General features: G+C 58.5%; 15 protein-coding genes. 2 read left to right on the forward strand and 13 right to left on the reverse strand.

What is annotated here, in order from left to right:
• Nucleotides 1–46 precede the first annotated feature (46 nt).
• Nucleotides 47–2,044, forward strand: coding sequence for a transketolase (gene tkt / locus O3S85_RS09800; RefSeq protein WP_269540092.1), 1,998 nt, complete (start codon nt 47–49; stop codon nt 2,042–2,044).
• A 97-nt stretch (nt 2,045–2,141) separates the two neighbouring features.
• Here tkt and O3S85_RS09805 read toward each other — a convergent pair whose 3' ends face one another.
• The 6 genes from O3S85_RS09805 to O3S85_RS09830 form a co-directional block, all read right to left on the reverse strand.
• Complete coding sequence (locus O3S85_RS09805; RefSeq protein ID WP_269540094.1) at nt 2,142–2,843, reverse strand: hypothetical protein; 702 nt, start codon at nt 2,841–2,843, stop codon at nt 2,142–2,144.
• Nucleotides 2,844–2,888: 45 nt separating this feature from the next.
• Nucleotides 2,889–3,191 carry a nucleotidyltransferase family protein gene (locus tag O3S85_RS09810; RefSeq protein ID WP_269540096.1) on the reverse strand — a complete coding sequence of 101 codons (303 nt, stop codon included), beginning with the start codon at nt 3,189–3,191 and terminating at the stop codon, nt 2,889–2,891.
• Between the two features lie 126 nt (nt 3,192–3,317).
• Complete coding sequence (locus tag O3S85_RS09815; protein ID WP_269540097.1) at nt 3,318–4,055, reverse strand: alpha/beta hydrolase; 738 nt, start codon at nt 4,053–4,055, stop codon at nt 3,318–3,320.
• A 51-nt stretch (nt 4,056–4,106) separates the two neighbouring features.
• On the reverse strand, nt 4,107–4,403 hold the full coding sequence (locus O3S85_RS09820) for a DUF4235 domain-containing protein (protein WP_269540098.1): 297 nt from the start codon (nt 4,401–4,403) through the stop codon (nt 4,107–4,109).
• A gap of 69 nt (nt 4,404–4,472) precedes the next feature.
• Entirely contained in the window at nt 4,473–5,237 is a 765-nt protein-coding gene (locus O3S85_RS09825; RefSeq protein ID WP_269540099.1) for an alpha/beta hydrolase, read from the reverse strand.
• 206 nt (nt 5,238–5,443) lie between these two features.
• Nucleotides 5,444–7,228, reverse strand: a complete 1,785-nt coding sequence (locus O3S85_RS09830) for a SulP family inorganic anion transporter (protein ID WP_269540100.1) — start codon at nt 7,226–7,228, stop codon at nt 5,444–5,446.
• A gap of 146 nt (nt 7,229–7,374) precedes the next feature.
• Between O3S85_RS09830 and O3S85_RS09835 the strand changes: the two genes are divergently transcribed.
• Nucleotides 7,375–9,012, forward strand: coding sequence for a fumarate hydratase (locus O3S85_RS09835; RefSeq protein WP_343218945.1), 1,638 nt, complete (start codon nt 7,375–7,377; stop codon nt 9,010–9,012).
• A gap of 57 nt (nt 9,013–9,069) precedes the next feature.
• Here the strand turns inward: O3S85_RS09835 and O3S85_RS09840 are convergent, their stop codons facing one another.
• The 7 genes from O3S85_RS09840 to O3S85_RS09870 all read right to left on the reverse strand — a co-directional run bounded on the left by O3S85_RS09840 (nt 9,070) and on the right by O3S85_RS09870 (nt 14,450).
• On the reverse strand, nt 9,070–10,041 hold the full coding sequence (locus O3S85_RS09840; protein ID WP_269540102.1) for a zinc-dependent alcohol dehydrogenase: 972 nt from the start codon (nt 10,039–10,041) through the stop codon (nt 9,070–9,072).
• 118 nt (nt 10,042–10,159) lie between these two features.
• Nucleotides 10,160–10,858: a lipid-binding SYLF domain-containing protein gene (locus tag O3S85_RS09845; RefSeq protein WP_269540103.1), complete on the reverse strand. Its 699-nt coding sequence runs from the start codon at nt 10,856–10,858 to the stop codon at nt 10,160–10,162.
• Nucleotides 10,859–10,951: 93 nt separating this feature from the next.
• Nucleotides 10,952–11,626, reverse strand: coding sequence for a SanA/YdcF family protein (locus O3S85_RS09850; protein ID WP_269540104.1), 675 nt, complete (start codon nt 11,624–11,626; stop codon nt 10,952–10,954).
• Nucleotides 11,623–12,315, reverse strand: a complete 693-nt coding sequence (locus O3S85_RS09855) for a lipid-binding SYLF domain-containing protein (RefSeq protein WP_269540105.1) — start codon at nt 12,313–12,315, stop codon at nt 11,623–11,625. The genes O3S85_RS09850 and O3S85_RS09855 overlap by 4 nt, the downstream gene beginning before the upstream one ends.
• Before the next feature lie 72 nt (nt 12,316–12,387).
• On the reverse strand, nt 12,388–13,935 hold the full coding sequence (locus O3S85_RS09860) for an NAD(P)H-binding protein (RefSeq protein WP_269540106.1): 1,548 nt from the start codon (nt 13,933–13,935) through the stop codon (nt 12,388–12,390).
• A gap of 83 nt (nt 13,936–14,018) precedes the next feature.
• On the reverse strand, nt 14,019–14,243 hold the full coding sequence (locus O3S85_RS09865) for a type II toxin-antitoxin system HicA family toxin (protein ID WP_269540108.1): 225 nt from the start codon (nt 14,241–14,243) through the stop codon (nt 14,019–14,021).
• Nucleotides 14,244–14,450 carry a type II toxin-antitoxin system HicB family antitoxin gene (locus O3S85_RS09870; protein WP_269540109.1) on the reverse strand — a complete coding sequence of 69 codons (207 nt, stop codon included), beginning with the start codon at nt 14,448–14,450 and terminating at the stop codon, nt 14,244–14,246.
• Between the last annotated feature and the right edge of the window lie 5 nt (nt 14,451–14,455).

Raw genomic sequence — 14,455 nt, forward strand, 5'->3', positions numbered from 1 at the left:
TTTTGCTTCCCATTGCTGGGGAAAACGGTAAAGCTCTTTCCTCACCATGTCACTGAACACAGAAGCTCTCGCCCGCGCCGCTACCGAAGCGCGCGGCCTTTCCATGGACGCTGTCGCTGCCGCGAATTCCGGCCACCTCGGCCTGCCGCTCGGCGCGACCGAACTGGGTGCCGTGCTTTACGGCTCGGCCCTGCAAATCAACCCGAAGGAACCGAAGTGGATTAACCGCGACCGCTTTATCCTCTCGGCCGGTCACGGTTCGATGTTCCTTTACTCCTGGCTGCACCTGTCGGGTTACGCCGTTTCCAAGGACGACGTCGCGAATTTCCGCCAGCTGCACAGCATCACCCCCGGTCACCCGGAGTTTGGCGAAACTGACGGCGTCGAGTGCACCACCGGCCCGCTCGGCCAGGGTGTCGGCAACGCAGTGGGCTACGCAGTATCGGCCAAGATGCTCGAAGCGAACTTTAACACGCCTACGAACCCGATCCTCGACTACCATGTGGTCTGCCTCGCGGGCGACGGCTGCCTCCAAGAAGGTGTCTCCTGCGAAGCCAGCGCTTATGCCGGCCGCTTTGGGCTCGATAACCTGATTCTTTTCTACGACAGCAACGACGTCACCCTCGACGCCATGGCTGACAAGACCCAGAACGAGGACACCGCCATGCGCTACGAGTCCTACGGCTGGGACGTCACCACGCTGACCGATGGCAACGACCTCGCTGCTATCTCCGCCGCCTACGAAAAGGCCAAGGCGGACAACAACGGCAAGCCGAAGCTGATCATCCTGAAGACCGAAATCGGTCGCGGTATCCCGGAAGTTGCGGGCACGCAGAAAGCCCACGGCGAAGCCGGCGTGAAGTTTATCGACGAAGCCCGCAAGGCACTTGGCCTGCCCGAGGAGAAGTTCTTCGTTTCCGAAGAAACCAAAGCATATTTTGCTGAGCTGACCAAGCAACGCGAAGCCGCCTACACCGAATGGCAGGAAAAGTTCAAGGCTTGGTCCACCAGCAATCCCGAGCAAGCCGCTCTCCTTGAGAAGGGCATCAACCACGAGCACCTGACCGTCGACGAGCTGCTCGCAAAGATCCCGGCCCTCGACGATTCCAAGGCTGCGGCCACCCGCGCTACTGGCGGCAAGATTCTCAACGAAATCGCCAAGCACAGCCCGCTCGTTATCTCCGGTTCCGCGGACCTCCATGGCTCGACCAAGAACTACATCGATGGCGTAGGTGACTTTGACACTGACAATTTTGCCGGCCGCAACTTCCACTTCGGTATCCGCGAGCACGGCATGGGCGCGATCATGAACGGCATCGCATACGACGGCATCTTCAAGGTCTCCGGTGCGACGTTCTTCACCTTCTCCGACTATATGCGCCCGAGCGTTCGTCTCGCCGCGCTGGCCAAGCTGCCCGTCGTCTACATCTGGACGCACGACAGCGTGGGCGTTGGCGAAGACGGCCCGACCCACGAGCCCGTGGAAACGCTCACCGCAGTCCGCGCCATCCCGAACCTCGACGTGCTTCGCCCCGCCGATGGTGAGGAAACCGCCGCTGCCTGGGCGCATGCTATTGAGCGTGCCGACGGTCCGACCGCGTTGATCCTTTCGCGCCAGAATCTGCCCTTCATGAGTGATATCTCCGTCGACGAGCGCCGCCAAGGCACGCTCAAGGGTGCCTACATCGCCAAGAAGGAAACCGGCGAGCTCGACACGATTCTCATCGGCACCGGCTCTGAAGTGCAGCACTGCATGGCGGCCGCCAAGGAGCTCGGCGACGGCGTCCGCGTCGTCTCCATGCCATCCATGGAGCTGTTCGACGCCCAAAGTGACGAGTATAAGGAATCGGTCCTGCCGTCCTCCTGCCAGAAGCGCGTATCGATCGAAGCCGGCATCACGATGGCCTGGCACAAATACGTCTGCTCCAGCAAGGGCAAGATCCTCGGCATCGACCGCTTCGGCATCTCCGCCCCGGGTGACACCGTGATGAAAGAACTCGGCATGACCCCCGAGGACGTCATCGCCGCAGCGAAGTCCTTATAAGCTCTGTCCCGGCCTGAGCCTGTCGAAGCCCGAGCAAAGTAACTTTGCAACACAAAGCCCCGTCAGTTCGCTGGCGGGGCTTTTGCTTCTGAGTTTCCTATTGATCTCCTTGAGGCTCTTTAAGTTTGAAGTCTATTGTAAACGATCTCGGAGGAAACTGCATTGCATGTATTTCATTTCGAAACTCGCCTAAGAGTAGAAAAATTTCTCGTAATTGGTCATTGTTAAAAGTGATTCTATCGCCTGGCTTGAACCACTTGATTAATTTACATTTAGCCATATCGCTATTCGCTAACCCAAGGGAGTGTACGATAGATGTTCTGAGATGCCGCATGTCACCCCAGAAGTCGCTTCTAACCTCTTTGTTTAAAATTTTCCTTGTTTCTTTGGAGTTTTCAGCATCAGCGTCCAATACTCCCATTGCTTTGCCAATTTCTATTCTTAAGAACTCTTCCCAATAAGCATAAGAAGATACAATAATCATACTTCCGAGCGTTTGATAGTTTTTCCCATTCGGTTGGATGCGTGATCGAAATGCTCCTTGCGTCATAAGTGGTTTTAGGGACATCGCTTGGTAGTCGGTACCGCCTAATGCTTTGTATGATATATGGAGCTTGTCTAGGGATTCTCTTTTAGCAAGAGGGTGATCCCCTAGAATTTCTTTTCTGAAATCTTGATGTTTTTCTAAGCGCTCATGAAGTAATTCGTACCCGACAATGCTGTCTAAGTAAAGAGCATGCAAGTCTTCTAAGAATTCACCAAAAAGGTAGTATAGCTCATTGAATCTAGGATAGTTCATTGAGTATGGTTGATGGAAATTATATGTGATAGCTCCGATCTTGAACTATGCGGCATAAATCGTTTCCCGAGAGCGCTCGACTTCCGCTTGGAACAATGGGTTACGAAACTGCTTCTGCGTCATCAGGTCCACGGGGCGTTTGAAAATTTCTTCAAGGCGCATCTTGAAGCCCATGAATTGCTCAAAGGCTCCGGCGAAACCCTCACGTTCAAACTCAACAATTAAGTCAATATCCTGCACTTGATCTAGCGGTTTGCTCAGCACGGATCCAAATGCATGCAGCTGCTTTACGCGAAACTGTTGGCAAGCTTCGATAAATGCAGGATCGCTGAATATGCCAGAAGACATAGTAAACATTGTTTGTCATTTGGGGCGTGAGTCAATTTCTCAGTTATTAGCCTTTGCGTCTCTGCGTCTTGAGCGAGCGAAGTGAGCGAGCGTGAAAATATTGGGTATCTGCTTATGCTGACTCTCTTACTCACGAATAACTTCCATTGCTTGTTGGATGACGGTTAATCCATCCGGCACTGCAGGCAACCCATTGTGCCCTGTCCCATACAACCAGCAGCGCACGCCGACTTCGTCGCAGCGCGCTTGGACGGCGCGGGCGTTGCGCGGATGGTGGATGAGGTCGAGGCGGCTCGCGCGGGTGTGGAGTAAGATCGGCGCGCCGCCTTTCTTGATATACGGTAGCACTTGGTGGACGCCGTAGGGTTGCTCCAGCGCGATGCAGAACGAGATGCTCAGCGGTTCGGCGTAGGTGGCCCATTCGGCGATGATCGCGCCTGCGGATGAGCCGCCTGAGATGAAGCGTGCGGGGTCCAGGTTGTATTTGGCGGTGCGTTCTTGCAAGAAGCGCACGGCGTTAGCGGCTTCGCGCATAATTTTGAGGTAGGGCTCGGGGCCGTCGGTGCGTTTCGCGCCCAGATCGCCCAACAGCGGGTAGCCGACACTGGCCACCGCCACGCCGTCTTGGACCAGCGCGAGCAAGTCGCGGCGGTAGGGCATGTCGCGAACCTTGTTACCACGCATGAATGCCCCGCCATGAAACATGAGCATCAGCGGCGCAGGCGTATCAGCTTCCGGGAGCCAGAGGTCCAGCGTGCAGCGCGCAAAGGCGTCACTGTAGCATAGGTCGGGGTGCGTTGGTGGCGGCTTTGCCGTCGTAGAAGCCTGCCGATTGCGTAGTGTGGACAGGATACGCTGGAGCATGCTCTACTAGTGGCTGCTCAGGGCGCTGCGGGCGACGAAAAATTGCGTCTATCAGGCTTCGATTTCTTCCGCCGCTTCGCCGACCTCGCCCGCGTCTTCGATGGCACCTTCTCCCGCCACGCGGTGAATACCCTCTAAGGCCGCAAGTCTAGCCAAGCCGGCAATTGCTCCGGACGCCGCTGTCCACATGATGATTTCTTTCCAGTCGCCTTGGTTGAGGCGTTTCTTGTTGGGGGCTTCCCTGCCGGAGCCTTTTTCCCAGGCGGCGTTCATGGTTTTGCGTGCGAGGATGCCAGCGCCGGCAACGCCGAGTGTCAGCAGGATCTTTTTAGAAAGTGAGGATGCCATGGTAGTGAGTGGTTATCGCTAGTTACATTAACGAAGCCACGGCCGGGAAAAAGTCAAATGGGGCGTCGGCTACTCCGCTTGCCCAGCCCACACGGCGCGAATGATTTCCATGGCGTGCGGGATCAGCGCCTGTCCTTCGGGAATGGCGGGCAGGCCGTTGCTGCCACTGCCATAGAGGTAGCAGGTGACGCCTACTTCGTCGCATCGTTCTTTGATCGCGCGCGCGAATTGTGGGTGGTGGACGCAGTCGTTCTCGCCGGAGTAAGTGCAAAGAATCATCGGTGCGCCGCCTTCGCGAATGAAACCCTGGATCATCTCGACGCCGTAGGGCTGCTCCATGGGCAGGCAGGCGGAAATACCTAGCGGCTCGGCGTAGGTCAGGTAGATGGTAATCACTGCGCCAGCGGAAGAGCCGCCCACGACAAAGCGCTCGGGGTCGAGGTTATACTTGTCGGCGTTGGCTTGCAGGAAGCGAATCGAGTTCGCGGTTTCCATTAGAATGGTTGCGTAGTCCAGATTGCCTATTTGCCCACCGGTCCCGCGGTCGCCGAGAAACGGATAACCAACGCTGGCCACCGCGATCCCGTCGTCGAGTAGCTGAAGCAGGGCCTTACGCTGAGGCATGTTTCGTTCCTTGCTGCCAGCTTTAAAGCCGCCGCCATGGAACACGAGAATTAGTGGGGTGGGCTCATCGCTTTGCGGAAGCCACAGGTCGAGAGTGGACCGGCCATAGGCTTCGCTGTAGCGCAGGTCGTCATAAGTCGGAACCGGGGCGGACTTTGCGTTGCAAAGTAAACCTGCGAAAAGCGCTGCGCTGGCGATGAGTCTTTTCATGTGAAGTGTATTTATCACTTCGCACAGAGTTTTTACGCTGTCGAGCTAGCTGAGATATGGAGTGCGCCAGCCCTCTGGCTTGCGTGAGCGGATGAAGCAACGATAAACAGAATCTGTTGCTGCACATTTCAATTCTCTTGTCGTTTGAAAATACGAAAGCGCCAGAGGGCTGGCGCACTCCAAACTTTGGCAAACGGTCCGGTTGCCTACTTCTTGTTGTCCGCGGCGAAGATGGTGATGTCGGCGGAGTCGATGCCGGTGATTTGCTGGGCTCGCTTCAGGGCGTCGCGGGTGGAGACGTTGGGATTGCCCGGACTGTAGCGGAAGAAGTTTTCCTCGCCCAAAAGTGTCATGAGTTCGGATTGCCGGAAGACGCGCTCGATGTCCTCATGCGCGCCGCTGACGAGAATTTCGCAGCCCTTGTCTCGCGCGAGGGTGATGAGCTGTTGCAGGCTCATGGCGACGGTGGCGTCGAGGTGGTAGGCATTGCGCAGGCGCAGGATGATCGCCTTTTGCGTGGGGTGTTCGGCGAGGCGTCGCACCTGCTCCAGGAAGAGATCGCTGGAGGCAAAAAAGAGGTCGCCCTCCACGTGGACAATGGCGATTTCCGGCCGGTCGTGCTGGCTGTCTTTTTCGATAAGCTCGCCGGATTCAGCAAAGGAAATTTCTTTCAGGTCGGGGCGGGCAGCCTTACGGATAAAGAACATCATCGAGGCGGCGGCACCGAGGTAAATAGCGGTATCCAGCGGTAGTATAAGGCCTCCGACGAAGGTCGCCAGGAAGACGGCGGCATCGCTCTTGGTCGTCTTGAGCATCAGCTTGATGTGGTCGCGGTTGATCAGCGAAATGCCCACCGTGATGACGAGCGCCGCCAGCGCCGGGCGCGGGATATACTGGATCATGCCACCCAGCAGAAATAGCCCGCCGATGAGCAGCGCGCCGCTGAAGATGCTGGACATCGCCGTCTTTGCGCCGGACTTGTAGTTGAGCACGGATCGGGTCAGCGAGCCCGACACCGTCATACCCGAACCAAAGGCGCACACCATGTTGGCCGCGCCCATACTGAGCATTTGCTGGTTGAGGTCGATGCGGTCACCGGCCTGCGCGGCGAGTGTCTTGGCGATGGACGAACTTTCCAGCAGCGACAGAAACGCGATCGCCATCGCGGCGTTGGCGAGGATGTTGAGCTCATTCCAGTTGAAGTGCGGCACCGATAGCGGCCAGTCCGAGGCGTTGACCGGAGCCAGCATTTCCACGCCGAGCCCTGCGGGCTTAAGCGCCGCCGTGAGCCCGCCCATGATGACGAGCGTCACCGCGACGGTCGGCAGGCCGGAAATTTTCTTTTTCACCGTTTTGGCGAGCGTGTAGTAGATGACAAGCGTGAGCACACCGACGCCGATGGCGTGCCAGTTAGTCGTGGACGCCCAGTCTGCCTCGACGAGGCCAATGGCAAAGTTCCACATCGATTCGGCGAACGTCCCCGCTCGCGGCACGTGGAGGCCGAACACCGTCTTGAGCTGGTTGACGATGATCAGGCAGGCCGCCGCCGAAATATAGCCAATGACCACCGCGCGCGAAATGTACTGCGTGATCGTGGCCACCTTGAAAAACGAGCCGATGATCATGAAGGCACCCACGAGTATCAGCAAAAACGGGAGGGCAATGACTGACTGCGCTGGAGTGTAGCCGAGTGTGAGAAATGTCGACAGCAGCATGACCGCGGTGGCGTTCGTCGGCCCAAGCATCACGAAGCGCGAGCTGGCGAGAAGCGGCCCGGTGATTGACGCGAGCGATGAGCAGAAGATGCCGATCTGCACCGGCAGGCCCGCGATCAGCGCATAGGCCATGCCCTGGGGGAAGTCCAGCAGCGCGACGTTCACAGCGGCACCGAGGTCGGCCTTGGCCTTCTTCAAGTTATACTCGCGCAGCGTTTTACGCAGCGGAAACAAATCTAACCCCCGGGAGCGCCACCATTGACGAATGTCGATCATTGGTTCAGATTGAGGACCTCTGCCGTAGTGGGCACAAGCGCGAAATTTATCCGATAAGCGAATCTATTAAACTATTCGCTTTGACATTAGTAACGCTGACGCCACGATGGCAGATGCTTGCCGCTTTCAACGAAACCACGACGATCATGCCCACACCGGAATTTCACTATCAGGACGTCCTGCCGCTTGGCGAGGACCCGACTCAATACCGCCTGCTGACCAAGGAAGGCGTTTCTGTTGCCGAATTTGACGGCAAGGAAGTGCTGAAGGTCACTCCCGAGGCCCTGACGTTCCTCGCGCGCGAGGCCTTTAAGGATATCTCGTTCAAGCTGCGCCCGGCGCACCTTCAGCAGGTGGCCGCGATTCTTGATGACGAGGAAGCCAGCGAAAACGACCGCATGGTGGCGCTCACCCTGCTGCGCAACGCCGAGGTGGCCGCGCACGGTATTTTGCCGTTCTGTCAGGACACCGGCACGGCGACCATCGTTGGCAAAAAAGGCCAGCAGGTCTGGACCGGCGGATGCGATGCCGAGGCGCTGAGCAAGGGCGTTTACGAAACCTACACGCAGGAGAATCTCCGCTACTCGCAGACGGCCCCGTTGGATATGTTTAAGGAGAAGAACACCGGCTGCAACCTGCCCGCGCAGATCGATCTCTATGCGACCGAAGGTGCCGCGTATAAGTTCCTTTTCGTCGCCAAGGGTGGTGGTTCGGCGAACAAGACCTACCTCTATCAAAAGACGAAGGCCGTGCTGAACCCGAAGGCGCTGGAGGCGTTTTGCATCGAGGCGATGAGCTCGCTCGGCACCGCAGCCTGCCCGCCGTATCACCTCACGTTCGTCATTGGCGGCACTTCGGCTGAAACCTGCCTGAAGACAGTCAAGATGGCGTCGACCAAGTTCCTCGACGAGCTACCGACGGAGGGCAATGACCACGGGCAGGGCTTCCGCGACCTGGAGTTTGAAGAGCTGCTTCTGCGCCGCGCGCGCGAGCTCGGCATTGGCGCCCAGTTTGGGGGTAAATATTTTGCGCTCGATGTGCGCGTGGTGCGTTTGCCGCGTCACGGTGCCTCGTGCCCGATCGGTATCGGCGTGTCTTGCTCGGCCGACCGCAATGCGAAGGCGAAGATCACTAAGGACGGCATTTTCCTGGAGCAGCTGGAGGAGAACCCCGGCCAATACATTCCGGACGCGATGCGCCAGATCAACGACGCTGACCAGGCGATCAAGATCGACCTCAACCAGCCGATGGCCGACATCCTGGCCGAGCTGACCAAGCATCCTGTCACGACGCGGTTGTCGCTCTCCGGCACGATCGTGGTTGCGCGCGACATTGCCCACGCCAAACTGCAGGAGCGGATCGACTCCGGCGAGGGCCTGCCCGATTACATTAAGAACCACCCGGTCTATTACGCCGGCCCGGCCAAAACGCCGAAGGGCTTTGCCTCGGGTTCGTTTGGTCCGACGACGGCTGGCCGCATGGATAGCTATGTGGGTCCGTTTCAGGCTGAAGGCGGCTCGATGGTGATGATCGCCAAGGGCAACCGCAGCAAGCAGGTGACGGATGCGTGTAACCAGTACGGCGGCTTTTATTTGGGCTCCATTGGTGGCCCGGCGGCGATCCTCGCGCAGAACAACATTAAGAAGGTCGAGGTGCTGGAGTATCCCGAGCTTGGTATGGAGGCGGTGTGGAAAATCGAAGTCGAGGACTTCCCCGCATTCATCCTCGTCGACGACAAGGGCAACGACTTCTTCCAGCAAATCAAAGGCTGCGCCGCCTGCTAAGGTGCAGTCTTAGGATCTCCGATGCTTTGCTCTGTCTATTAACTTTGCGATGCAGAGTTAATACTGGAAGAGGATGCCCATGGTGTTCTCTCGCTCGCGGTTCGCGAGGTCGTAGGCACTCTGGGCGTCTTGGAAATCGACGCGGTGCGTGATCATGTCGCTGGTGTTGAAACGCTGGTCTTGCAGATAATCGAAGAACAGCTCCACCGCCGGGCGCGTCTCGAAGAGGCCGTCGTGCGCGCCGACGATGCGAATGCCGTGCACGATGACGCGTGGTGACAGGTGCTGCGAGGCCGGTGAACCGGTGTCACCGAGCACGACCACCGTGCCCCGCGGGCGGCAGCATTCCAGTGCGCTTTCAAAGACGGCGGCGACGCCGGTGGTGTCGATCACGATGTCCGGTAACTCGCCGTCGAAGTGTGCGGGCATATCGTCGATCACGGCATCGATACGTTGGCCGATCACGGCGTGGGCACCACCGCGGGTAGCCATCTCTTGACGGAGCGGTAACGGGTCGACGAGCACTGTGCGCCGCGCGCCACACACGCGGGCCCAGCGCAACGCCATTTGGCCGATTGGCCCGCCGCCGATGACAAGCACTCGGCTGCCCAAGCGAATTTCGCCACTCACGGCACCGGTGTAAGCGATCTTGGCCAGTGCAAACCAAGCCGCCTCGTCCGTCGGCACATTGTCGGGAATCGGGATGATCCGGTCTATCCGGTTGGTCGTGTGCTCCTCCGCATGTGGAAGGCGGGCGGCGATTCTCTGGCCGGGCTTTAAGCCTGGCACATTGGCACCGGACTCAACGATCTCGCCAATCCACGAGTAGCCGGGCGTAAAGGGATACTTTGCCCACTCGTCCCAGTGGGTGCCGGGGTCGAACAGGCGGTTGTAAACGGTGTTTTCCGTGCCGGTGCTCATGAGGGAGCAAATGCCACGGGCGCGGATTTCATCGGGTGCCAGTGGCTTGGGGGCGATGGGGGCCAGGGCAAGCTGCTGCTTCCCGGTGAAGATGAGTTTCTGGGGCATGGCTAACTCTCTAGACCTGGCCATACTTGTTTGGCAAGTGTGTCTTGCCGGAAATGAAAAGCGCCGCCCAAATGGACGGCGCTTTGTGGTGCAAAGTGATTAGGTTTGCCGAGCGAGCTTAGTCCTTCTTTTGCTGATAGGAATAGTCGCGCAGGAGGAGCGTCAGGCTCTCAGCGGCTGCCGGCATGGATACGCGGCTACCGAGAATCCAGGCTGTGGTGATGTCTTCCTTGTCGTAAAGTTCGGCGTTGAACTTTTGGTTCGGCTTTACGATGCCACCGCTGAAGGCGACGCCAACGTCGAGGCCCTTGGTGGTTTCGTAGAGAAGGATGTCTGCCTTAGGCATGGTGCTGGCACCGAGAGAGGCACCGGTCGGGCCGGCAATGGCTTCGAGGCCTACGCCCCACTGGATCTCAGGGTCATCGAGGATGCCTTCGGCTTCGTGGTTCATCAGCACGGCGATGAGGTCCATCTGGCTGGCACCAATCTGCAGACCAAGGCTACCGGAGGCCACGGTGTAGAATGCGGGTGGGCTCCAGCTTTCGATGTTGTTCTTGAACGCCACACCGGCACCTTCGCTGGCACCGAGGATGATGCCGCCGCGGGTGATGCGGAAGATCATGATGGCGTCGGCTTCAGAAAGCACTTCATCGGGGATGCGCTTCTTGGGGTTTGCCTGATTCTTTTCGAAAATCTTGGTGGCCTCCGCGATGAAGGTCTCCAGTTGTTCGTCGGTCGCGCTGGCGGTATCGTCGGCCTGCGCGGCGCTCATCATCAAACCGGCTGCGAGGCCGGCAATCGTTAGCATTTTCTTCATAGCGTGTATCTGTTTGATTGGTGCGGAATCCTTATTGAGTAAGGTTCACACGATAGAGTGGTGAGTGGTCGGAAAATTCCCTCCCGTGTGCGATTAATCGGCGGTGGCGAGGTAAATTTCTTTGCCGAGAAACTTCGGCTCGGTGTTTAAAACGTGAATGTCCAGCACTGCCTTGACGCGGGCCAGCTGCTCGCGAACCTGTGTCTTGAAGCCAACGGCGTAGGACACGTCTTGCGCGGCGAAACCGGTCGCCTCCAGGCCGTGATGCTCGGCAATGTAAATGGCGCGCTCAATGTGGAAGGGCTGGGAAACAATGATGACCTCGTCGCAGCCGAAGATTTCCTTCGCGCGGACGACGGAGTCTAGCGTGCGGAAGCCGGCGTAGTCGCGGGCAATGTTGTCCTTGGGCACGCCACGCTTGATCAGGGCGAGCTTCATCGCCGTGCTTTCATCGTAGAAGTGATTTGGATTCGAGCCGCTAACGAGCAGCCGCTCGACTTTGCCAGCATGGTAAAGCTCGGCGGCGGCATCCATCCGGTGCTCGAAGTAGAGGTTGGGGCGGCCATCGGAGAGCTCAGGGCTGGTGCCCAAGACCAAGGCTACTTCGCTCGGCTGCACGGCGTCGACATTGCTGGCGATGCGTTCGGCCGCAGCGCCTTGCACGACGTAGCGCGCATAGAAGATGAGGCCGGTTGCCAAGGCTCCACCTAGCACGCCTGCGAGGAGCAGGCGGCGGGTCCAAAGCTTAATTCGTGCGCGGTCGATCATTCGGCACCAGCGGACATGATGGCGTTAATCTGGTCGTAAAGGTCGTCCATCAGGGGCGGGGCCGGAACTTCGCCGCTGATGATCTGGTTTACCTTTACGACGTTGCTGTAAACTTCGTTATTCAGGTCGATGTCGAGCTTCACGAAGGCACCACCCACGGTTGCGCCGGCAAAGGCGCCGTCGGACAGGGCGTAAACATAAATGTCGGACTTGGGCAGCTTGTCATTGGCGGCGGCGGCGTGGTCGGGGCCGGCGGTGGCGCTGGCCTTGGCGTCGAGCTCCACCTTGTCGCCCGTGAAGGCGAGGATGGCCTCATTGGTGTTGAGCACGTAAACGTAGTCCACGGTTTCCACGCCGAGCTGGAGGCCGATGGAGCCGCCACCGGTGTTAAATGCAGAGGGTGCCGACCAGCCGTCGCCGGTCTTGGCGATCACAATGCCGTCACCGCTTTGGCCGCCGATGCCGATGCCGCCGCGAGTGACGGAGGCGATGGCCAGACCCTTGCAGTTTTGCAGCACAATGGCGGGGATGGATTTATCCGTCTCCTGCATTTGGCTGACGGTGGCCTCGGCCTTGACGATGAGCTTGTTCATCGCGTCCGGCTTGGGGCCGGCGGGACCCTCTGCCTGAAGCGAGGGCATCAGTAAAGCGACTGTAGCGAGGAATGTGGTGGTGTATTTGTTTAGCATGGGTTAATACTAAAAGGATTTTTACGGGATGCGCAATGGGTGTTGTGGCTATTTTTTCTTCAGCAGCAGGGCTTATTCCGGGTCGCTTTTGCCCCAGCCCTCGGGCATGGAGGTGCCTTCCTTGGCCTGCCGCCAGAGGTAACGCCCAAAGGCCTGCATGACAAAGTAGTGCACCACGGCCTGTGTGCATTCGTAGATCCACCACGGCAGGCGCGGGGCAAAGCCGTGGATTGCCGCAATGAGGCAGAAGTTCTCCGGGAAGATGCGAAACTCGAACCGCCCCGGCGGGTCCACCTTGCGCGCCAGGAAGCCGCCCGAGATATAAAACGCGCGCCGCCGGCCACCCCCGCGGGTGTAGGGCGTGGGCGTCAGCTCCAGCAGCATCAGCTTAAAGCCGAGCAACTGCAGCATGAAGCGGATGGTGTTGTTCTCGTCGCGGGTGACGTTGATCAGGTGGATGGACTTATCGGTGAGCCATTGGCCGTAAACCTGCGCGATGTAAGGCGCGTCCCAACCCGAGGGCAGGGGCATGCGCTGGACGGAGCGCACGCGTCGCGCTTTTTTAATGAGCTTGTCGTCGGTTTTTTGCGTGAGGCTGCGTGGGTTGGGCAACGGTTCGCCGTTGGTGTCAACCGAGCTGTAGAGCGATTCCTCGAAGTCGATGGCGCCGGGCTTGATCTCGTCCATCAGCGGGTTGTCCTTGGCGCGCAGGCTGTGGCTGAGGCTTTCCAAGAGTGGGTTGACGAGTTGCGAGGACACGCCGCTGAGCGCTGCGACCCATTGCCGCGATATGGAAAACCAGTTGACCGGCACATCGAAGCTGATCGGCTTGCGGTCGAGTATCTTGGCCGTGCGCAAAATCATCTCCCGATACGTCATCGGCTCGTGCCCGCCCAGGTCGTAGGTGCCGTTCCAATACTCGCGCTTTTCCAGAGCGAGATCGAACGCGCGAATCGCGTCGCGAATGTCGATGGACTGCGTCTCTGAATACGTCCACTTCGGCATCAGCATGATGGGCAACCGGCGCACGAGATTGATTAAAATCCGCAGCGACGAACCGCCCGGCCCAATGATCAGGCCTGCGCGCAACACCGTTACCGGGACGCTGCGACTGCGCAGCACGTGCTCCACCTCCTGACGGCTGCGCAGGTGCGGCGAGAGGTAGTCGTCGTCCGGGATCAGCCCGCCGAGATAGATAATGTGCTTCACGCCGGTGGCTTCAGCGGCGCGGACAAAGTTATCGGCCAGCAGCAGGTCGAGGTCTTCGAATTTTGCTTGCACGAGACGACTCGATGGCAGCATCGAATGCACCAGATAAATGGCGTAGTCCGCGCCCTCCATGGCCTCCTCCACCCGGGGCAGCGAATACAGATCGCATAAGCGCCAGGTCGTGTTGTCCCGCGTGCTGTGCTGGTTAACGATCGCCTCTGACCGCGTCAACGCGCGCCAGCGATAGCGGTCGGAGAGGGCAATGCGCAGACTCGCGCCGACAAAGCCACTGGCCCCGGCGAGCACCACGGTCGGTTGATCATCCGGCTCGCGCGACGGCGGTGTCTCCACGTCCGGGGCGAAATCCTGCACAACGCGGCGCGCATAATCATGGTCAGTAGCCTCGCCCATAGCCAACGACCTTAGCCCCGCCGTGCGGTGTGGTCAATTCGCGAGTAGTGATTTCACTGTGTGCTCAAGTCGAGCCTCATTGGCTATCGGTGTTTCAAGAATTCTCCGATAGTCATGTCGATGTCAGCGGAAATTTTTCTCAGCAGCGAGGGCGAAATATCCTGACCTTTATGGAGTGGTACTGTGGTGCCGCGACCGTCGGCGTGGCGAAACTGTTTATGCGAGCCGCGTTGGCGAACTTCTACAAAGCCCAGAGCGATCAATATTTTTATCACTTCCTGGGGTTTGAGGACTGGAACGTTGCCCATTTAAACCGCTAGAGTTTGTGTTCCAATGAATTGTCCCTCAAGTATTGGTTCGCCATCCTCTAAAAGCATGGCGATGACTTCCTGCATGTTTTCGCGAAGTTCATCAAGGGTGGTGCCTTGTGAATGGGCACCTGGGAATCCTGGTACGTAGCCGACATAAAGCCCAGTTTCGGTGCACTTTTCTACGACTGCCGTGTATGAATTCATGTTGT

Source organism: Cerasicoccus sp. TK19100 (assembly GCF_027257155.1).
In the GTDB taxonomy this organism is placed as follows: Bacteria; Verrucomicrobiota; Verrucomicrobiia; order Opitutales; family Cerasicoccaceae; genus Cerasicoccus; species Cerasicoccus fimbriatus.